Source organism: Pedobacter sp. 22163 (assembly GCF_052045595.1).
In the GTDB taxonomy this organism is placed as follows: Bacteria; Bacteroidota; Bacteroidia; order Sphingobacteriales; family Sphingobacteriaceae; genus Pedobacter.
The window spans coordinates 280,492-302,261 of the sequence record NZ_JBQEPM010000003.1 but is presented as its reverse complement, the minus strand read 5'-3'; the positions used below and the strand labels follow the sequence as shown (position 1 = coordinate 302,261).

General features: G+C 39.7%; 11 protein-coding genes. 2 read left to right on the top strand and 9 right to left on the bottom strand.

The window, feature by feature from the left end:
- Positions 1 to 8: 8 nt before the first annotated feature.
- From ACTJKN_RS09615 to ACTJKN_RS09580, 8 genes are all read right to left on the bottom strand, one after another.
- Complete coding sequence (locus ACTJKN_RS09615; RefSeq protein ID WP_440824447.1) at positions 9 to 2,651, bottom strand: glycoside hydrolase family 2 TIM barrel-domain containing protein; 2,643 nt, start codon at positions 2,649 to 2,651, stop codon at positions 9 to 11.
- A gap of 419 nt (positions 2,652 to 3,070) precedes the next feature.
- The gene (gene bglX / locus ACTJKN_RS09610) at positions 3,071 to 5,290 is read right to left on the bottom strand and encodes a beta-glucosidase BglX (RefSeq protein WP_440824445.1); all 2,220 of its coding nucleotides are present in this window, start codon (positions 5,288 to 5,290) and stop codon (positions 3,071 to 3,073) included.
- Between the two features lie 10 nt (positions 5,291 to 5,300).
- Positions 5,301 to 6,395: an endo-1,4-beta-xylanase gene (locus ACTJKN_RS09605; RefSeq protein ID WP_440824443.1), complete on the bottom strand. Its 1,095-nt coding sequence runs from the start codon at positions 6,393 to 6,395 to the stop codon at positions 5,301 to 5,303.
- A 3-nt stretch (positions 6,396 to 6,398) separates the two neighbouring features.
- Positions 6,399 to 8,228 (bottom strand): glycoside hydrolase family 2 protein, encoded by a 1,830-nt coding sequence (locus ACTJKN_RS09600; protein ID WP_440824441.1) that lies wholly within the window; start codon positions 8,226 to 8,228, stop codon positions 6,399 to 6,401.
- 105 nt (positions 8,229 to 8,333) lie between these two features.
- Positions 8,334 to 10,085, bottom strand: coding sequence for a RagB/SusD family nutrient uptake outer membrane protein (locus ACTJKN_RS09595; RefSeq protein ID WP_440824439.1), 1,752 nt, complete (start codon positions 10,083 to 10,085; stop codon positions 8,334 to 8,336).
- Between the two features lie 97 nt (positions 10,086 to 10,182).
- Positions 10,183 to 13,257 carry a SusC/RagA family TonB-linked outer membrane protein gene (locus ACTJKN_RS09590; protein WP_440824437.1) on the bottom strand — a complete coding sequence of 1,025 codons (3,075 nt, stop codon included), beginning with the start codon at positions 13,255 to 13,257 and terminating at the stop codon, positions 10,183 to 10,185.
- 35 nt (positions 13,258 to 13,292) lie between these two features.
- The gene (locus tag ACTJKN_RS09585; RefSeq protein ID WP_440824435.1) at positions 13,293 to 15,032 is read right to left on the bottom strand and encodes a RagB/SusD family nutrient uptake outer membrane protein; all 1,740 of its coding nucleotides are present in this window, start codon (positions 15,030 to 15,032) and stop codon (positions 13,293 to 13,295) included.
- 5 nt (positions 15,033 to 15,037) lie between these two features.
- Complete coding sequence (locus ACTJKN_RS09580) at positions 15,038 to 18,223, bottom strand: SusC/RagA family TonB-linked outer membrane protein (RefSeq protein WP_440824433.1); 3,186 nt, start codon at positions 18,221 to 18,223, stop codon at positions 15,038 to 15,040.
- 462 nt (positions 18,224 to 18,685) lie between these two features.
- Between ACTJKN_RS09580 and ACTJKN_RS09575 the strand changes: the two genes are divergently transcribed.
- Positions 18,686 to 19,705, top strand: a complete 1,020-nt coding sequence (locus ACTJKN_RS09575) for a LacI family DNA-binding transcriptional regulator (RefSeq protein WP_440824431.1) — start codon at positions 18,686 to 18,688, stop codon at positions 19,703 to 19,705.
- Between the two features lie 207 nt (positions 19,706 to 19,912).
- On the opposite strand, the gene ACTJKN_RS09570 is transcribed toward ACTJKN_RS09575, so the two are convergent.
- Complete coding sequence (locus ACTJKN_RS09570) at positions 19,913 to 21,145, bottom strand: MFS transporter (RefSeq protein WP_440824429.1); 1,233 nt, start codon at positions 21,143 to 21,145, stop codon at positions 19,913 to 19,915.
- A gap of 170 nt (positions 21,146 to 21,315) precedes the next feature.
- On the opposite strand from ACTJKN_RS09570, the gene ACTJKN_RS09565 reads away from it, so the two are divergent.
- Positions 21,316 to 21,759: a MarR family winged helix-turn-helix transcriptional regulator gene (locus tag ACTJKN_RS09565; protein ID WP_440824427.1), complete on the top strand. Its 444-nt coding sequence runs from the start codon at positions 21,316 to 21,318 to the stop codon at positions 21,757 to 21,759.
- Positions 21,760 to 21,770: the final 11 nt, after the last annotated feature.

The following is a 21,770-nucleotide window of genomic DNA, read 5'->3' as shown; positions in this document are numbered from 1 at the left end:
CTTAGTGATTAATAGATTTTTCTGAGTTGAATAGCATTTAGAACAGGTTTTCCCTGAATGGCGTTAAAATCAATCACGATCCCCTTCCCGTTCTGGACGGTAATCCTGGTTGTTTTCTTTACCGCTGTAGTGTACCCGAAATCGGAAGCTAAATTCAGTTTTGGTATAAATGACGTTCCGTTGATAGAGACATCGAAAATGCGTTGCTCTTCTACTTCTTTTTTATGGTTATTATCTAAATTATAGGCTAAAGCTTCTTTGGTTTCGCCACCAACGAGTTCGGCAAAATGTAATGCTAACTCGTATTCTCCATCGGGTACATCGAATTTAAACTGTTTGATACCTACCTGCTGAGTTTGATAAACAGGATCGTTATCGGTGCCTAAAATATTCTTATCGCTGCCGTAGGTGATGCGGTTATTGGTTCCTTTGTAGGGTTCGCCACCTATCCAGCCCCAGCCACCAACTTTGTAAGGTTGATCGGGCATCCAGAGCTGATGTTCTTTTTCGTCGATATAAAAACGTTTTGAACCCAAAAGGACATTGATATTTTTAAAAGGAATATTGGAATCGTTAAATTTAAATGGCTGTAATTGGAAGTTGATCTCCGCCTGATCATTTTGATCGCCGGAAACAACACGCAACTGGTTTTTACTGTTAATGAAAGGCACCTGCCATTCGATAATGTGATCTATAGCCTCCTTTACGCCTACACTTTTGCCGTTTAAAAAAAGTTCGGCTGATTTCAGGTTAGTGGCCACCTGAACAGGCTGTGTGCAGGTTAGAGCCGCAGAATCTGCACTACCTGTTCTATCTTTCCACTGTGCAGAAGTAATCTTGACAAATGGTTTGCCGAGCAGATAAGCCTGATAAAGAAAATAAGTATCTTTTGGTTCGCGGCCGATGGTTAACAGGCCTTTATTATTGATGTGAGGCATGGTTTCTTCACGCGTTTCGGAATTGAAATCGGCCAAATTCCACGCTTCCCCCCCGGCTACAAAGGGCCTGCTCAACATCGCATTTAAATAGACCTGGTTAAACTTAATGCCGTACTCTACACTTTTATCAAAACGGATGGGGAAAAAAGATCGAATCCTTGGATCAGCATCGGCACCGTATTCTGTAACCATAAAGGGTGTATTGGGCAATTCTTTATGGTGACGGTCTAAAAATTTAGCAAAATCTCCAGGAAGGCCAGAGTACCAGCCAGAATATAAGTTCCATCCAACAATCATTGGGATTTTCGTCAATCCCACTTTGTTGTAAATATCCCAGGCACCATGGTTAACCAAAAGTGTATACCTGGATGGATCTTGTTTACGGGTTAAACTGTCTAATTTTTGGGCCAGTTCACGAACATGATCAAAATAAATCTGCTGTCGTGGTTTATCATTCGAAAACTTCAGGCGAAGCAAAATCTCGTTCATGTATGCCCAGATAATAACGCTAGGATGATTGAAGTTCTGTTTGATCATCTCGGTCTGCATATTCAAACAGTTTGCAGTAAAAGCCTCCGATTCGGTAATGGTGTTTACTACGGGAATTTCTACCGAAGCCAAAATGCCCAAACGATCGCAGGCCTCTAAAATCTGTGGGTCTTGAGGATAATGCGCTACCCTTAAAAAGTTACCGCCCATGGCTTTTAGCAGTTCTATATCTCTGATCTGTAAAGCATCGGGGGTCGCATTCCCTCTGTCTTCATAGTCCTGATGACGGCTTGCACCTATAATTTTTACAGGTTTATCGTTTAAGAAAAATCCCTTTTCGGCATCGAACTTAAACCAACGGAAACCCAGCGGATTCGACGCCTGATCGATTACTAACTTGGTTTTAGCATCGATAATTTTAGTAACTACACGATACAAATAAGGATTATCCGTCGACCATAACTGAGGCTTTTGAATTGCTTTAATATCCTGGATTGCAACTATATTTCCACCTTTTTTTATACTTACAGCAGTATTTTGACTCTTTACAACTTTTCCATTGGCATCGAAAATAGTGGTAATCACTTGTACCTTTTGAGCTGCTCCTGAGGTATTATTAATAGAACTTTTAACCTGCACACTTGCCGTTGATACTGAAACCTGTGGGGTGGTGATAAAAACGCCAGAACTACCATTTTCTGTCTGCGAAAAGTGAACTGGATTGGCAATTAACAGTGTTACATTACGGTAAATACCACCAAAGAATGTAAAATCGGCGGTGAGTGGTGGAATATCTTCATTGAAACGATTGTTTGCCCTAACTTCGATTATATCATCTTTATAGTTTAAAAATGAAGAAATCGGCACGATAAAACGGGTATAGCTACCGATATGTTTAGCGGCAGATTTACCATTAACTAATACTTCAGCTTCTTGCGCTACGCCGTTAAATACCAGAAAAATAGCTTTGCCTTTTGCACTTTCATCTAGTTTGAGTTTCCGTTTGTAAATTCCCAATCCACGGTAGTAACCTGGCACATCATCCAAAACATCTTTATCGTTCCAGGTGTGTGGAATATTTACCTTTTCAACCGGTCCGTTTTCTTTGTTAAATTCCCATTGATCATTTAAACTGATGGTTTTCCGACCTGAATCCTGAGCAAAGCTGGTTAGGCTTGTAGCCGCTGTAATAAGTAGTAATAAAAGTGATTTCGCTTTTAACATTCGTTTAGTTTTTTCAATTCGGTTTATCTGGTTCCTATAAGGTAATCGTCACGCTGATCCGATAGCTATCGGATTTAATTCAGCATTTTTGCCATTCCTTGACCTGTATCCTCACAGACCATTCACATATTTTTTTTTATCACAAAGTGTGTTTACACAAATTTTCTGTGTCTCCTTGGCTAAGCTATTTTTGCCACGGAAGCACGGAGAGCACGGAAAACATTGTTTAATTTGAATTCTTTCCTGCTTCTCAATGGTTCATGTATCCACCAACCGTTTTTCTTTTTTTACCGCCAAGGCACTAAGTACAAAAAGCAGTTTATACAAATCCGCCGTGTTTCTGTGTCTCCGTGGCTAACATTTATAACCACTAGGTACACAAAGTAGCCTTACTTCATAATTCCGTGTCCGTGGCCATCCTAATTCAACAACGTAAAATCCTTTTCCAGTTTAATATTATTCGAAGCCGTTCCGATCATTAATTTAAAGTCGCCAGCTTCAGCGCCCCATTTAAGTTGCTGGTTATAAAAAGAAAGTTTCTCTTTATCAATATTGAAAGTGATGGTTTTGCTTTCTCCTGCTTTCAACATTACTTTATAAAAATCTTTAAGCTCTTTAACCGGGCGCACTACTGAAGCAAACTTATCTTGCAAATACAATTGAACTACCTCTTCTCCAGCATATTTACCTGTATTTTTTAAAGTAAAACTCACAGTTATTTTATCGTTGCTATCCATTTGTGTTTTGCTCACGGCTAAATCGCTATAATCGAAATTGGTATAACTTAAGCCATAACCAAAAGCAAATTTCGGACTGTTCGGCATATCTAAATAAGCAGAACGGTAGCGGGTATCATTATCGTTTTTAGCCGGACGGCCAGTACTTAAATAATTGTAATACAAAGGAATCTGTCCTTCATCACGTGGGAAAGTCATGGGTAATTTACCCGACGGATTGTAATCGCCATAAAGTACATTGGCCATGGCATTACCGGCTTCGCTGCCCAACCACCAGGTGTACATAATGGCAGGAACATGATCGGCTGTCCAATTGAAGATTAGTGGACGACCAGCCATTACCAACACCACAACAGGTTTACCTGTAGCCTGAATGGCTTTTATTAAATCTTCCTGCACACCAGGCATATGGATATTAGCTTTGCTTTTTGCTTCACCACTCATATCTAAGGTCTCTCCAACCGCCATAATCACCACATCGGCCTGTTTGGCTACTTCTACAGCTTCGGCAAAACCAGTTTTGGATGAATCAGCTACTTCGCAACCTTTTGCATAAAGTAATTCGGTTTTGTTGCCAACTTTATTTTTTAAACCCTGGTATAAAGAAACCAGGTTATCTTTCTCCCAGGCGATTGACCAAAAGCCCTGCATATCTTTTTTTGATTTCCCCAATGGACCAATCACCGCAATCTTTTTTAAGTTTTTGGATAAGGGTAAAACCTGGTTTTCATTTTTCAACAACACGATACTTTTTTCGGCCATTTTTAATGAAGCTGCCCTGTTTTCTGCAGAATTTAATTCTTTTTCCTGACGGCCTTCGTTACTGAAACGGTATGGATCATCAAACAGGCCCAGTTCGAATTTCTTACGCAAAATTCTTCTTACAGCATCGTCAATTAAAGCAACAGGTACTTTTTTATCAGCAACCAGTTTGGCGAGGCTTGGGAGATAACTCCTGCTTTCCATATCCATATCGCTTCCTGCTTTTATGGCCAGTTCTGCGGCCTCGGTTTTATCTTTTGCATAACCGTGGGCAATCATCTCTCCGATCGATCCCCAGTCGCTTACCACAAAGCCCTGGTATTTCCATTGTCCTTTTAAAATATCGCGTTGCAAATAGCTGTTTCCAGTAGCTGGAATTCCATTCAACGTATTAAAAGAATTCATAAAAGTAGCCGCACCAGCATCAACCGCAGCTTTAAAAGGAGGAAGATAAGTTTCCCAAAGTGTATGCTCGCTCATATCTACCGCATTGTAATCTCTCCCGGCAATGGCCGCTCCGTATGCAGCGAAATGTTTTGCACAGGCCATGATCGCATCAAGATTACCTAAACCTTTACCCTGAAAGCCTTTTACACGGGCAAAAGCAATTTTAGAACCCAGGTAGGTATCTTCACCTGCCCCTTCCATTACCCTTCCCCAACGCGGATCGCGGGCAATATCAACCATGGGTGCAAATGTCCAATGTACACCAGAGGCAGCAGTTTCTCTCGCAGCAACCCTTGCCGCATTTTCCATTTCTGCTAAATCCCAACTGGCGGCCTCTGCCAGAGGAATCGGAAAAGTAACCCGGTAACCATGTATCACATCTAAACCGAACAGCAATGGAATTTTCATTCTCGACTGCATCGCCACTTCCTGTACTTCGCGGGTTTCTTTTGCGCCGCGCACATTCAGCATAGAGCCTAATTTACCATCACGGATATCTTTTAATTTGTTGGGGTTATTGGTAATTGGTCCGGTTGCATCGCGATCGCCAGTATACTGGTTTAACTGGCCTATTTTTTCATCTAAAGTCATCAGTTTTAAAACCGAATCGATCTTCTTTTCAATCTTTTTATCCTGCGCTGTAGCAGAAAGGGATATTCCTAAAATTAAGGCTAATGGTAAATATCTTCTCATTACTGTATGGCTATTTTACTCCGTCTAAAATTCCCTGATAAGCTGCTTTTCGTTGATATTGTGCATCGAAAGGCAAAGGCCAATCGGGGCGGCTATAATTGGATGGTATCCAACTGTCGGCATCGGTTACATTCCATTGCGTGATCCCGAATTGCTGACTTTTCGGGATGGCATTATACGCCTGAACAATGGATTTATATTTTGCAGCCTGTTGCTCGCCTAAAGTAGTGGTGTAAGTCATCGACTGTACATTATCAGGATTAAGCGCAATATCTATTTCAGAAATATGGATTTTTAGGCCAGTTGCTGCTGCAGTAGAAATAGCAGCTGTTAAGTTGGCATCAGTTTGTGTTACGCGGGTATGCATCTGTATACCAATTCCATCAATTGGAATTCCTTTATTTTTTAATCCTATAATAAGGTTTAGGATTGCTGTTCGTTTTGTTGGCCCAAATTCATGGCCATAATCATTGTAAAAAAGTAAGGCATTAGGGTCTGCTTCGTGTGCATACTGAAATGCTCTACCGATATAATCGACCCCTAATTTCTGTACCCAGATGCTGTTGCGCATGGTACCATCTTCGTTAACTGCCTCGTTTACCACATCCCAGGAAACAACTTTGCCTTTAAAGTGACCCACAACAGTTTGGATATGTGTTTTTAAGAGATTCTCCCATTCAGCTGTAGTTCCCTGGAAGTTATTCACCCAATCGGGAAGCGATTTGTACCAGTTTAAGGTATGGCCATGCACTCTTTTTCCGTTGGTTACGGCAAAATCGACCAGATAATCTGCATCGCTCCAGGTATAAGTGTCTTTTGAGGGATGCAGAGCGGTAAACTTCATGGCATTTTCTGCCGTAACACTATTAAATTCTTTAATGACCAGATTACGGTAGTTAGCATTGCTTTTTAAAAGACTTACATTAACAGCGGCACCCATTGGGAAAGGCATATTCTTTTGCAAACTGATTTCTTCTGTCTTTTGTGGCTGTATCAAGATCCCGGGATCAATGCTGGTGCTCTTATATTTCGCACAAGAGAGGCATAACAGCGACATCGAAAACATTATTTTCGAAGCGAAACTAATTTTCTGTAATCTGTTCATATTTTATTTGTATTTGACCTGCATCTGGTCGTAAAAATCTTTCAGCACATAGAAGGCTTTCTTTTTCTTGCCTGTTTCGCTGATCAATCCTTTACGGTTCCAGAAATTCTGATAAATTGGATGTTGTCTTCTTGGTGATCTGAAATCGGTTAAAATCCATGGTGTCATTCCGCGTAAAGCACCGATTTTGCTTAACATGGTAATCTGGTTTTTGTACAATGCCTCCTGGTACTCTTCGCTCCAACGCGTATTTTCATCTGCGTGGAAACCGCCCAAAGCATCGCCTCCGAACTCGGTGATCACTACAGGTTTTTTATATTTGATATCAAAATTGTATTTGGTTATTTCGGATGGATTACCTCCCCAGTACCAGCCAGCGTATTCATTAAAACTAACCAGATCTATTTTTTCGCCTAGAGGATCATTTAAAATGATATTATTTCCTTCGCGGTGCACTTCTAAAGCGGCAGCTACTAAACGCGTATCATCTAAAGAGCGGGCTGTCTCTGCCAAATTGCTCATAAAACTTAAACGGGCATCGCTTAGCGGCGTTTCGTTACCGATAGACCAAACGATTACGCTTGCCCTGTTTTTATCGCGTACGATTAAATCAGTAAGCTGTTTTTTTGCATTGGCATAAGTTGCAGGATTGGTCCAGCTGATGGTCCAGTAAACAGGCACTTCTGCCCAAACCAACAGGCCCATTTCATCCGCCAGGCGGATCATTTCTTCATTATGTGGGTAATGTGCCAGGCGAACGTAATTACAGTTCATATCTTTCGCCCATTGTAACATCATGCGCATATCTCCTTCTGAGCGTAAACGGCCTGCTAAAAGCGGGTTTTCATCGTGAAGTGATATCCCTCTTAGAAAAACAGATTTACCGTTTAACAAAATGCTATCACCATCAACCTGAATGGTTCTGAAACCAATTTTATCGTTAATATTTTCCTTATCGCTTTTAATATTTACCGCATAAAGTTTTGGTGCTTCTGGCGACCATAAGCTCAAATTATTCCAGGTAAACTCATCTGCAATTTTACCTTCGTTATCCGTTTTGTATTTCTTTTCTAGCTTAAGTTCTGGAATAGAAAGGGTAATTTCCTGCCCGGCAGTTGCATCAGCAAGTTTTACCGAAAAATTTAGCAGGTTATTGTTTCCTTTAACGAGCTGAAGTTTATAATCACTAATAAAATGCTCAGGAAATTCGGCTAAAAAAACATCACGTGTAATGCCGCCATAATTCCACCAATCGGTATTTACAGTCGGGATTTCATCCTGTTTGCGGATATTATCAACTTTAAGTACAATGGAATTTTCGCCAACTTTTAAGTTATTGGTTACTTCGAACTGGAAAGGCGTAAATCCGCCTTTGTGCACACCTAACTTTTTACCATTGAGGTACACATGGGCTTCGTAATTTACGGCCCCGAAGTACACGAAGTATTTTTTACCTTTTTCGGGTTTTGCATCAAACTTTTTACGGAGCCAGACATTGCCTTCGTAAAGTTCTAATTTTTCTGACTGCGAGTTCCAATCTCCCGGAATATTCATTTGAGGTGAATGATCGAAATCGTACTCAATCAGCTCCGATTTATCTTTCTGTACTTTGTCATCAAAATAACCTCCGGTTCCGGTTTTAGACTGATCGAACGGATCGTGGCGATAATCGTAATAACCGTTTTCGTAAGGATCGACAATATAATTCCATTTACCATTAAGGCTCTGGATTTTCCGGCCCTGAATGTTCTGTATAGCGGTAACCTGACCATAACTGATTGATGAAAGGAGCGAAAAGTAGATTAAAAATACGCTATAGGTTGTTTTTAGCATAACTTAAGTTTTAATATTAATTAATTGATCGTTTCAAAACTAACAATTAATTAACGGACGGTGTTTCCACCGCCCGCCTAAATTTGAGCAAAATCTAGTTTTTAGTTAATATCCGGGATTCTGACCCAGGCCTGGTGCTTTATTTAATTCGTTTTGAGCAATAGGGTATAAGTAATTTTTAGCTGTAAACACTCTATTTTCTACTGTAAACGGTGTATAACTAAAAGTTGTTGGCGTTAACTGAACGATGCGCATACCTGTAACCGGTTTGTTAAATGTAATCTCTCCTTCTTTCCACCTACGCACATCGTAAAAACGGTGCTCTTCAAAACATAGTTCTACTCTACGCTCGCTATGAATCCTTTTACGCAATTCATCTTTTGTTGGTGCTACATAAGCGTTACCGGCGACATTAGTGGTTTGCAAAAGAGGCATTTTAACGCCTGTTCTATCTCTGATTAAATTTAATACCCTCAATATTTCAGTTTGTGCGCCTGCTCCTTGTGCCTCATTTAATGCTTCAGCATAATTTAAGAGTATTTCTGCATACCTGAACAGGATCCAGGGGCGGCGGATATTTGTCGCTGTACCTGTCCAAACAGCACTTTCGCTTAAATATTTACGCATGTAGTAACCCGTTTTTGTGGCATTAACATTAAGTCCTAAACCATCTTTACCACCCACAAAAGTTTCCACAGGCTTACCCTTAAAATTATTGGCCGTTACAATGGGCTGCACTGAAGCGGTATTAAACATCACAGTAAAACCTAATCTTGGATCGCGGTTCGCATATGGGTTTGTTGCTACATATCCTGAAGCAGCATCGGTAATGGCTCTACCGGTTGTTTTCATTTCAAAAGCATTAACCATTTCCTGCGTCGGGTTGGTACGTCCGGTTGCACCATCATAACTGATAGGAGCATTGGTACTTTCGATAGAATTGGTATTAAGCGTTTGCGTGGCAAAAATAACTTCTGTGTTGTATGCAGCCCCAGATACATTCCACAGCCAAAGGTTTGGATAAGAGGTGTAAATACCATGTTTATTGGTATCCATTAGCCTTTTGGCCGCATCAAGGGCTGCCTGCCATTTGGTAACATCGTTTGTTGGATTATATTGCGGGCTAGCTGCATATAATAACATTCTCGATTTAAGTGCCATGGCTGAAGTCTGCGTGGCTCTACCGCGGTTAGTCGTATTCCATTCTAATGGAGAAAGCGGTAATCTGGATATAGCGGCTTCACAATCTGCCGAAATCTGTGCGACACATTGATCGAAAGTATTTCTGGGCAAATCAAGATTATCGTTAATGGTTAAGGTTTTAGTTATGATGGCGAAGCTGCCATAACGTTTAAGCAGTTCGAATTCGAAAAATGCCCTTAAAAAATAAGCCTGACCTTTTAAACGCTCTATCTGCGAAGCATAAGTCTGGTTTTCGGCCACGTTAGCAGGCAAAACCTCATCAATGGGAACAATTGCGCTGCCATCTACTTTTTCGAGGAACATATTGGCTTTTCTGATGCCTACATACATATCTACGTAAACATCATCGAAGGTTCTAACCGGACTCCAGGTGCCATTATTTATAGTAGAAATTGATGCATTGAGATTGGAATTTACTGCTTCATCAGTTCCTGATGCCAACAGTGCGCCATCACCCAGATTATATCGGTCAGAAACAACAGAATATACATTGTTTAAAAAATTCCTGGCATAATCGGGATTTGCCCATAATTGTGCTTCGGTAATATCATTAGTCCCGCTAAAAGATCCATCTTGAAGAAAGTCGGATTTTTTACACCCTGCTACCTGTAAGATCACAAAGGCCAGGATTGGATAAAATATATTTTTTTTCATCTTTTTTTATTTATTTCAACGGTGATGAAGCTATCATGATTTTAAGCATATCTTATTAGAAAGTTGTAAAATCATGATGGTTTCATTGTCTTATCTTTTAAAATTTCAAGTTCAACCCCAGCGAATAAATTTTCATATAAGGATATGAAGCATTGTATCCCGATTCGGGCAATTCCGGATCGATTGGCAGATCGCCAAGTTTATCAAACGTTAACAGGTTTAATCCGCCAACATAAAAACGGAGCTGTGAAATTTTTAACCTTTTGATAAATGCCGGAGATAATGAGTAACCCAATTCAACATTTTTTAACCTGATGTAATCGCCAGAGCGGATCCAAAAATCAGAATTAGCCGTATTATTACCCCTATCGGTTAATAATAACCTAGGATAAGGCGCATTTGTATTACTTGGTGTCCACCGATCTACACTAAACTGGCTTAAGTAACCATTATTGGCATTACCTGAGTTAACCAGGTTCTGAATGGTAATAGAACGACCGCTGGTTCCCTGGAACAGGAAATTCAGATCGAAATTTTTAACGGATACTGAAGCGCCAAAACCAAAGAATGCTTTTGGCACAAAATTAAAATCAGTCCTTACCCTGTCTAGATCGTTAATCAAGCCATCACCATTCTGATCAACATATTTGATATCACCAGGTTTCACAGCTCCTGACAACATCTGTTTTGGTGAAGCATCAATCTCAGCCTGTGATTGGAAAATACCATTGGATATTAACATAGTAGAAATATAACCTGCAGAAGTAGTTGCAGTGGCTGCAGGCGAAATTACACTCGAAATGGGATGACCTAATTGCTTTTGATAAGACGGCAAACCAGCTCCTTCGTTTATAGCAAGGATTTTACTTACGTTATAGGTAAAGTTTCCAAAAACGTTCAGGTTTACGGCGCCAATTTTCTTATTATAATTAACACCGGTTTCAAAGCCCTTATATTCGGCTTCACCTTCATTAACATAAATTAAATTCTGGCCAAGCAAACTTGGTAATAACGAAGCCGTGGTTAAATCTTTCCTGTCTTCGTAAAAATAATCGGCACTGATGGATAATGATTGTTTAAACAACCTGGCATCGAAACCAACACTGGTTTTATAGGCTTTCTCCCAGGTTAGATCGGGATTGGCCAAAGCCAGTTGACCTGTACCAGTTGCACCAGTAAAAGCCGTACCGAAATTATATCCTGTTGTACTTCTGCTATAGAAATCGTTAAAGGCAAATCTTCTGGCCGAACCAATTGCATCATTACCCACCAGACCATAAGATCCCCTGATTTTTAACAGATCTAAGAAACTGCTGGATCCTTTCATGAAATTCTCATCAGAGATGATCCATCCTGCTGATGCAGCAGGGAAAAAGCCATATCTTTTGCCGGGTGCAAAATTCTCTGACCCTGAATAATTAGCTGTTACATCAACAAAATAACGTTGGATAAAATTGTATGATAAGCGGTTAGACCAACCTTCTCTGCGAACGTCCAAACTTCCGAAAGACGATAAATTTGCTCTCGAAACCCTTGTTGAGAATTTAATATCGTGTTTACCGAAAGTACGGTTGTAATCCAAGCCAGCCCAAAACTCACTTTTTTTAACGTTACCAGAAAATACATTTCCTTGATAATTCACCTTACTTGCTGTACCAAATGGCGAATAAGTTCCATCTGCATTCAGCACTGCGGTTGCATAAGTTTCAGCAAAACCTGAGCGATACAAACCTGCAATATCGTAAGCATAAAAAACCTCACCTGATAAGCCCTTTAAGATACCATCCATTTTTTGGCGTGCACTGATGGTTGCAATCATGTTCCGCATTAAATCAGTACTTGCACCTCTTGATTGCATCATGGCCAAAGGGTTGCTTTGCTGATAAACTGAGGTTCCACCATACGATCCATTAGGATTAAGAATAGGGAAAGCATTTGCAGGTGTAGCGTATACTGCGGTTAAAAAGGCTCCTGTACCCGCATTAGGGAAAGTAAGGTTAGTGATCCTACCACCAATATCTAAAGCTACATCTAAATTTTTGTTTACATGGAGATCTAAATTGGTACGCAGGTTATAACGGCTAAAATCGGTATTGGCATCATAAGTTTCGCTGTTACCACCTTTGTAAAAACCACCTTGTTGGTAAGCACTTAATACCGTATAATATTTAATAAAGGCATTACCGCCTGTTACCGAAGCTACATAACGCTGTGTAGGTGCTACTCTTTTGGTAAAATCTCTTACAAAATTGTTATTCGGATATTTTATCGGATCAGATCCGGTTTGATAAGCCTGTAAAGCTTCTTGGTTGTAAACTGTTGTACCACCGCTATTGATAGATGCTTCGTTATAAAGCGTTGCATAAGAATAAGCATCTAAAGGAGCAGTAATCTGCAATGGAGCCTGTAAACCAGCCTGCGCATCAAAACTTACTTTGGTAGAAGTTGCACTACCACGGCGCGTTTTTACATAAATTACACCGTTGCCGCCATACATGCCATACCAGGCTAATGTTGCGGCATCTTTTAAAACACTTACGCTCTCAATTTCATTTAAATCCATTGAGGTAAAGTCTCTTTCAATTCCATCAACCAATACTAAGGGTTCCTGATTGCTGTTGTAAGATGAACGCCCTCTTACTAAAAAACTAGATGCATCGTAACCCGGTTGTTGCGAACCACTTGGGTATACTGCTAAACCTGCTAACCTTCCGGTAAAAACATTGGTTAATGATGAGGAAGGAATTTGAGGAAGGTCTTCTGCACGAATGGTGCTGATTGTTGCGGTTACTTCCCTTCTCTTTCTTACCCCAAAAGGGATATATACCAAATCATCATCTCCAGCATCAACTAAAGATTTGGTTAAAATTATATCGGCTTTAATTACTTCTGCTGCTGGCTTTAATATTGTTCCATAGCCTACAAATTTAAATACCAGTACATCGCTGCTCGTCACTTCGATAGAAAAGGTACCATCTGTGCCTGTAGAAACCGCTTTGTTGGTTTTATCTTCCTGAATGGAAATGGCTACGCCTGGAAGCGGTTTTTTATCCTGATCTACCACTTTCCCGGTTACGGTTAATCTTTCGTCAGGTTTTTGCCCATAAACACTCAGCATTCCTGCCATCGTGAATAACAGACATATAATATATTTTGATTTTATAAATTTCATTTTGAAAATCTTTTAGCGTTATGTGATTATATCAACTATTCCCAGCCTGGATTTTGGATTAAAGCCCCTTTACTTTTGTAAATTTCAGCTCTAGGGATTGGGTAAAGGTTTTGTGCCTCTGTCCAGCTTTTCTGGAAAGTTGAGCTAAGTACAATCGGTGTATAAGTAAAACTTCCATTGGCATTTTTTACCACATCCATACCCTTCATCGGAACAGCAATGGTTTGTGCACCAATTTTCCAACGCATAATATCATACCAGCGGTGATCTTCGAAAGCCAACTCTATAGCACGCTCATGCCTGATAACAGTTCTCATTTCATCCTGGGTCATGTTATCTTTAAGTCCGTAGCCATAAGTACCAGCACCTTGGGTAATTCCTGCGCGTTTACGCAAGGCCACAAGCTGTGCATAAACACTTGCATCAGGCCCCACCGCTTCATTCTGTGCTTCGGCGTAGTTTAGCAATATTTCGCCATAGCGGAAATATAGATAGTTTAGTAAAGTTGTACTTCCGCCAACGGTCCTGTATACCTCTGGCCAGTATTTTTTGCAATAGTAACGCGTTGCAGTGTAAGTAATAGTTGTGCTGTAATCTTTACTATATACCGTTTTACCTGTAGCATCCGTGGTCGTCCACATTTCTATTTTTCTACCTTGCCAGGCTAAATCGTTATAAATAATATTATTATAAAAACGTGGTTCGCGGTTTAAATAAGGTTTTTGCGGATCGTAACCGGAGGTAGGATCAGTAATGGCTTTACCATTGGCCATTTCGTACATATCCACATGGTTTTGTGTAGGGTTCATTTGCCCTTGTGCACCACCAGAACCAGGCGACATCGAAAAATCCTGCATCATTTCGCCAGCTAAAGGAGTTGGTCCTTTAATCCTCATCATAATGTATTCTGTTGAATTGGGAAGATTTAACAGATCTCCATAAGTGGCTTGCAGTGCATAAGTTTGCTTTGCCAAACCATCAGCACCTTTCATTACTTCTGCAGCAGCAGTAGCAGCAGCCTGCCATTTGGTTTTATCGTTATTTGGATTATTTATTGGACTTGCGGCATACAATAAAACGCGTGCTTTTAAAGCCAGTGCAGCACCAAGCGTTGGGCGGCCATAGTTAGAAGCACCATAATCGGCATCGGTACCTAATTTAGTGAGGGCAACTTCTATATCTTTTAAAATAAATTCGGTTACCTGGGCAAAAGAACTTCTTGGTATGCTGTTCATATCATCGGTAACCGCATAAACTTTATCTATAATAGGCACGCCACCAAACCTTTTGGTCAATTCGAAATAAGAAAGTGCACGTAAGAAACGCATTTCACCTTCAACCCGTTTTGCATCAAAAATCGGAACAGAAGCATTCGGCGGTGGGGGTACCTCACCTATCCTGGCCAACATTTTATTTTGCACGGCAATACCGGCGTACATCAATTTCCAAACACCATAAATATCATTTAATGATGGACCGTTAGAATGATCATGGTACAAGCCTCTATTCAAAGAGGTTACAGATCCTTCTGAGTTTCCGGAAACAGCCTCGTCAGAAGCCTGAGCGGTACAGCCACGGTGATCGTTAAAACGTACGTATTTGGTAATTACATAATTATAGGCATTATCGGCAAATCTTGCCGCCAATGCCGGGTCGGCAAAAATATCATCTTCACTAATGGCAACCCCCGGAGTACGTTCCAGATAATCCTTTTTACAGGAAATAGAGAAGAGGGTTAATAAAAGAATTGCTGTAAATATTTTATAATTTTTCATGTTCCTTAGAATTGAACGTTTAAACCAAAATTGTAAACTTTTGATGTAGGGTAAATGGATTGCAATGGGAAAGCCGTATTGATGGTGTTTACGTTTTCAGGATCGGTATAAAATTTATACTTCGTCCAGGTATAAAGGTTCTGCCCCTGCACAAAAAGTCTCACATTACTTAACTTCAATGCTGTAGCCCACTCTTTAGGTAAGTTCCAGGCAAATTCCACGTTCCTGATTTTCAAATAAGAAGAATTCTGTAAAGTAAAATCGTTTAATGCATAATTTAATGACGCAGTTCCCCTGGCATGTATAGCTGGCCAGGTTGCTGTTGCTGCAGTTGCAGGTGTCCATGAATCGAGCATAAACGGATACATTTGTTGCCCGTTGTTCTGTTCGTTCAGAATAACATTTGAACTTACATTTCCAACCCCCTGAAATAATACAGAAAGCGAAAAGCCTTTGTACAAAATACGTGGACTAAAACTATAAACATACTCAGGTGTATTGGTATGGCCTATGGCTTCCTGATCTAAGCTGGTAATAATACCATCACCATCTAAATCTTTAAATTTCAAATCTCCGGGAATTGGTGCATAACCCTGTAATTTTGGGGAGGCTGCTATATCAGCTGCAGATTGGAAAAAACCATCAGTTCTGTAACCGAAAAACTGGCCAACGCTTGTTCCTTTTCTTACCAACGAAGGTGGCAGGCCATCTGGTTCATCATTTTCTACAATTTTATTTTTCGCGTAACTTAACTGCGCATTAAGACCAAGTGTTATACTTCCTACCTGCTTTTGATAATCGAGTTCAATCTCATAACCTTTATTGTAAACAATACCTTTGTTGAAATTCGGATAGGTATGACCATAAAGCGCAGAACCACTTAACGAAGGCGTCAAAATATCTCTTCTGGTTTCGTCAAATAAATCGAATGTTACTTTTAGGTTGTCTTTAAATAAACGGGCTTCAAAACCGATGTTGCGTTTAGTACCCGTTTCCCAGGTTACTATCGGGTTACCGAGATCATTTCCGGTAGCACCAAAAAATTGGGGATCCCTGATCAGGATAGTTGGATAATTGGTAATCGAATTTGGATTCCCAAATGGAGCTACCTGTCCACCAGCTGTAGTTGTGGTGTACGTAGAATAACTGGTCAGGAATAGAAAACGGCTATCCGAAATCCTATCATTACCCACTAAACCATAACTACCCCTTATTTTTAAATAGGATAAAATATCGTTCTTTTTCCAGAAATCCTCGTTCGTTAATGTCCACCCTGCTGATACCGCCGGGAAGAAACCGTAACGTAGCCCTTGAGCAAAATTTTCCGATCCGTTATAAGAGGCATTAAATTCAGCAAAATAACGCTCATCATAATTATAGGTAACACGACTGGCAATACCTTGTGATGCTTTTGGTGGTGCGGTAAAGGCAGTACTACCTGTTGATTTGATCAACTGCCTGGTTCCCAACAACAATCCACCAATATTATGTTTTCCAAAATTGCGGTTATAATCAAAACCCGCCTGTAAATTCATATTTGTACTACCTTCGGTAACGCCACCATCCTGTACAGCTCCCAAAGGTTCGTCGCGGTTACGCGTATCAGTTGATAAAGTAGCTTCGCCTGTAGCCGGATTATACACGTAAGCTGCCCAATTGGCATTTCTTCTTTCAGTATTGTTGTAGTAAGAATCGTAACCAAAAACAGTTTTAAAATTTAATCCTTTGGTTATAAAATCCAATTTATAGTTTAGATTGAAGGTACTTTCAATAGTATTATTGTCGTCGTTACGTGTCCCAAAACGGGTTAAAACAGCATAAGGGTTCCAAATATTTGTACCTACGTTCGGGTTGGCCGTTATCCTTCCATCAGGCAAAGTAACCGGATAGGCATAAGCCGGAACCTGTAAAATACGCGAGATCATGCCTTCAATCGTATCGTATGAGAATGCAGAGGATGATCTTAAGCCTGCAGGTTGGTAACGGTTTGCAAAACGGCCACCCAGTTTAATCCCAACAGTAAAATCTTTGTTCAGGGTTAAATCTACATTCGAGCGGAAGTTGTAACGGTTATAATTCGGTACGGTATTAATTCCGTAGGGAGAATCGAATTTTTTAAAAATTCCATCCTGAAAAGCATAACCTGCCGAAACAAAATATTTGGCAATTCTGGTGCCACCATTAATATTGATGTTGTGTTGTGTTTGAGAATAATATTTTTTAGTCAGATAATCAAACCATTGCACATCAGGATAACCAATCGGATCTGATTTATCCCTGAATTTCTGAATTTCTGCATCGGTAAAAAACACTGATTTACTGTCGTTTATGTAAGATTGATTTAATAAAATTGCACTTTCTAGTGCTGGCAACCCAACAGCTAATCCAGTGTAGGTTTGTAAAGCATAATTACCTGTATAGGTAACTTTTGGCGCACCAATTTTACCTTGTTTAGTTGTAATTACAATAATACCATTGGCACCACGAATCCCATAAATAGCCGTCGATGCCGCATCTTTTAGTACCGTAATAGTTTCAATTTCGCTGGCATCCACATCAGAAAAGCTCGGACGTTCTACGCCATCTACCACTACAATTGCTGCATTGTTGGCCCCGTAGGTAGCCACCCCTCTTACTTTAAGCTGGGCACCATCTGCGCCCGGCTGACCGCTTGTTTGTACGGCCAATAAACCTGGTAAGCGACCAATCAAACTGTTGGTAGGATTTGGTGTTGGCGATTTCATGATCTCTTCTGAACTAATCTGTGCAATAGCGCCCGTTAAAGTAGATTTTTTCTGTGCACCATAACCTACCACTACCACCTCATCCAATCCCTGAGAATCATCATCAAGCACAATAGTCAAACTGCTTTTGCTATTTACGGCAACTTCTTTGTTTACATAGCCAACGTAGGTAAAAGTTAAGGTTGCATTTTCAGATGCCCTGATAGAAAATCTCCCATCGTTATCGGTTACCGCACCCACTGTGGTGCCTTTTACCCTCACGCTTACTCCAGGTAAAGTAACTCCTTTGTTATCTTTCACTGTGCCTGTTACCGTTGTTTGCGCGTAGGCTGTAAAAGAGTAACTGATCAGAAAAAGTAAAGTGAAGGTATAAAGCACTTTTAACCATTGAATTTTCTCAAACCCAACAGATAGTAAAGTGCTTCTCAAATTGTAAAGTCTATCCATAATTGTAATAAATATTAAATCTATTTTGTTAAAATTTAATGCGTAGTCAGTCCTTATTAAATAGATTCTGTTAGTCGTACAGATCCATTTAATTTGGTCTAAAATATTGCCCATCATTATGCATGATAAGCGATGAGAAAAATGTTTGAGCTTTACGGTTAAGCGTCCTGAGAATGGTATGATGTCGGCTTTGAAGCGTAATATTTTTGCGACAGAATAAAGTTAGTTTTTGCAACTAAACCTGATACTTCAGTAGATGCCCTTTTAAAACTGAAGTTAGTAAGTAATGATTTCATCATGTTTATTTGGTTAGTTTGTGTTTGTGATGACGAATTTAGAAAAGCTTAAAAGATTAAAACGTTTTAAAATAGGCCAAAACGCAATAAAATCCACTGAAACTACATTTCAAACGTTTGAAATAATTGCGTTTTTTTTCTTAACTATGCATTGAGATTGGAAAAGATGATGAACAATACCCCTGTTACACTAAAGTTCTTGGCTGAGAAGTTAAAGATGTCAGTATCAACAGTATCAAAAGCCCTTAACAACTACCCTACCATAAACGAATACACAAAACAACGTGTTCAGGAAATGGCTCGCGATTTGCATTTCACGCCCAATAAATCAGCTATTAATTTAAAGGAAAAAAGATCTCGCATTATTGGCATTATTTTACCCAATCTTTTAGATCATTTTTTTACCAGAAGTATTTATGGCGTGGAGCAGTTTGCTACTCAAAATGGATACAATGTGATCATCAGTCAATCTCACGATGATCTTGAAAAAGAGATCCAATCTGCAAATATGTTGTTGCGGAGCCGGGTGGATGGCTTAATTGTGGCTATTTCGAAACACACACAAGATTTTGCGCATTTAGACCAGTTCGAAAACATGGGCATTCCGGTGGTGTATTATACCCGAAACCCGAGTTTTAACTTAAGCTGCCATAAAGTATTGGGCAATACTTTTCAGGGCTGTTACCAGGCTACAAAATTTTTAATAGACAGGGGACATAAAAAGATTGCTTATCTGGGTGGCCCAAAAATGATTAATTTTACACACGACCGCTTTAATGGCTATATTAATGCGTTAAAAGATAATCAAGTGCCATTTTCAGCTGAACTGGTTGCTTATACTGATTTTGATAAAGAAAATACAATCACAGCAATTAAAAATTTGTTTGCCAATCCAGAAAATATGCCTACAGCACTTGTGGCTTTTAAAGAGCCGATCTTGTTTGATGCAATAAAATACCTAAGATCAATAAATCACCCCAACTTTAACGAAATTGAATGTATAGGATTCGGGAATACCTCTTTCATCAGTTATCTCGATTCACCCCCTATTGCCTCTATTGAAGAAAACCCTGAATCAGTAGGTGAAAACGCAATTAAACTATTGATACAATTGATCAACAAAGAAATTGATCTTCATAATTACCAAAAAGTAATGGTGGATTGTAAGTTGATCGTGCATGGATAAGCGTTTGGCGGATGGCGTTTAGCATAACCATTGCTTAAATATCTAAATCTACGCTCTTTCTACGTATGTGAAGAAAAAACTGTAACACCAAACTTAATGTTCTTAATGGCAAAAAACCTTCACAACATCGCGCACCATTAAGCAGTTAAGGTCATTAAGAAGCATTTCCACAAAAAATTTATTTTCCCAAATGCCTTAATGGTTTTATTAGTTTCCGAAGAGAGAAAATCTATTTTTCAATTGATTACGACGGTTTTCATTGTACACAAACGCAGCTACAATCAACAAGCCCGCAACACCTTCAAAAGCAACTACAGTCTGCGTACCAAAAAGGTGCGCTAAATACCCCATCAACAAACTGCCGATTGGCAATACCCCCTGATAAGCCATGATATAGTAACTTAAAGTCCTTCCCCTCATTACATCATCGGCATGGGTCTGCAGATAAGTATTGATAGATGAGGTTTGTGCCATTAAACCTAAAGCAGCTAAACCAGTACAGATTAAAGCCAGAACAAGCGATGGTGATATAGCCAGCGCTACAACAGAAATGGCCAGCAAAATACCCGACATCATTACAATTTTCTGTAAATTTTGACTAGCCTTTAATGTAGCCATATAAATGGCACCGAAGAATGCACCAAATCCTGCTGCACTTTCAAACCAGCCAAATGTTGTGGCATTTCCATTAAAAATATCTTTGGCAAAAACAGGCAATAAAGTAGTAAAAGGGATTACCAATAAACTTGATGCAGCCATCATCAATACCATAGATGCCAAATCTGGCGATGATTTAAGATAATCGTAACCTTTTTTCAGGTCAATCCAGATATTTTCTTTCGATTTTTGATGTGCGGTGAGTTTAAGCTTCATCATTACCATACAACCCAGTACCGCAATAAAGCTCACAAAATTGATCAGGAAACAGATATCTTCGCCCAAAGTACTCAAAATTACCCCTGCCAATGCCGGGCCGATTAACCTGGCTGCATTAAACATGGAAGAATTGAGCGCAATGGCATTTGGTAAATCTTCTTTATCATCAATTAAATTTACCATTAACGATTGACGGGCGGTAACATCAAAAGCATTTACCAGGCCCTGAACCAGCGAAAGTGCTGCAATCCAGAACATATCGTATACTTTAAACCAGATCATCAAGGCCAGGGCGCCAGCCTGCAGCATCAGGATTATTTGGGTAATCACCAATATCTTGTACTTGTTATGCCTATCTACATAGCTCCCAGCATATGGCGCCAGCACCAGTGAAGGAATTAAACTCAAAAAAGTTATCAATCCCAGCAAAAAAGCCGATCCTGTTAAACGATATACCAACCAGCTGATGGCTACACGCTGCATCCATGTGCCGATTAGTGATATAGCCTGACCTGTAAAAAATAACCTGTAATTGTAATGCCTTAGCGAACGAAAAATACTCATGTTTAAAATAGTAAAGTAACTTTACAAAAGTACAAAACGAAAACCAATTCAAAAAGCCAAAAACTGAAATTTTTATCATCACAGAATCACATTTCAAACAAAATGGAAACCCATATTAGTTTATCTATAAAATTAAAAGCTTATATTTGTAAAGTTTATTTACCATTAAGATGCCTACCCAAACACAAGATATAGCCGCAAAACTAAGAAGCACCGTTACCCGCTTAACCAGACAGTTACGCAAACAGAACGTAAGCTCAGACTTTAGTAACGCTGAACTGTTAACGATGTCGCTACTCGAACAACACGGTAAAATGTTATCGACAGAACTGGCAGACATGGAAAGGGTATCAAAACAAGCTATTTCGCAGATCATTAACCGCTTGTTCGATGCCAAGTGTGTAGAACGCTTTCCAAGCAATGAGGATAAACGAAAGGTTTTTATAAGCTTAACCAAGCTGGGCGAAAAACACATTATTGCCAGCAGGAAAATAAAAGAGGAATGGCTGGCGCAAACGATGGAAAAAATTTTCTCTTCTGAAGAAATTAACTTGATCCAGGCTTTCCTACCCCTCCTTTCGCGCCTGGTAGAACACAACGGTACAAGAGTATAGTTTTCCTTTTT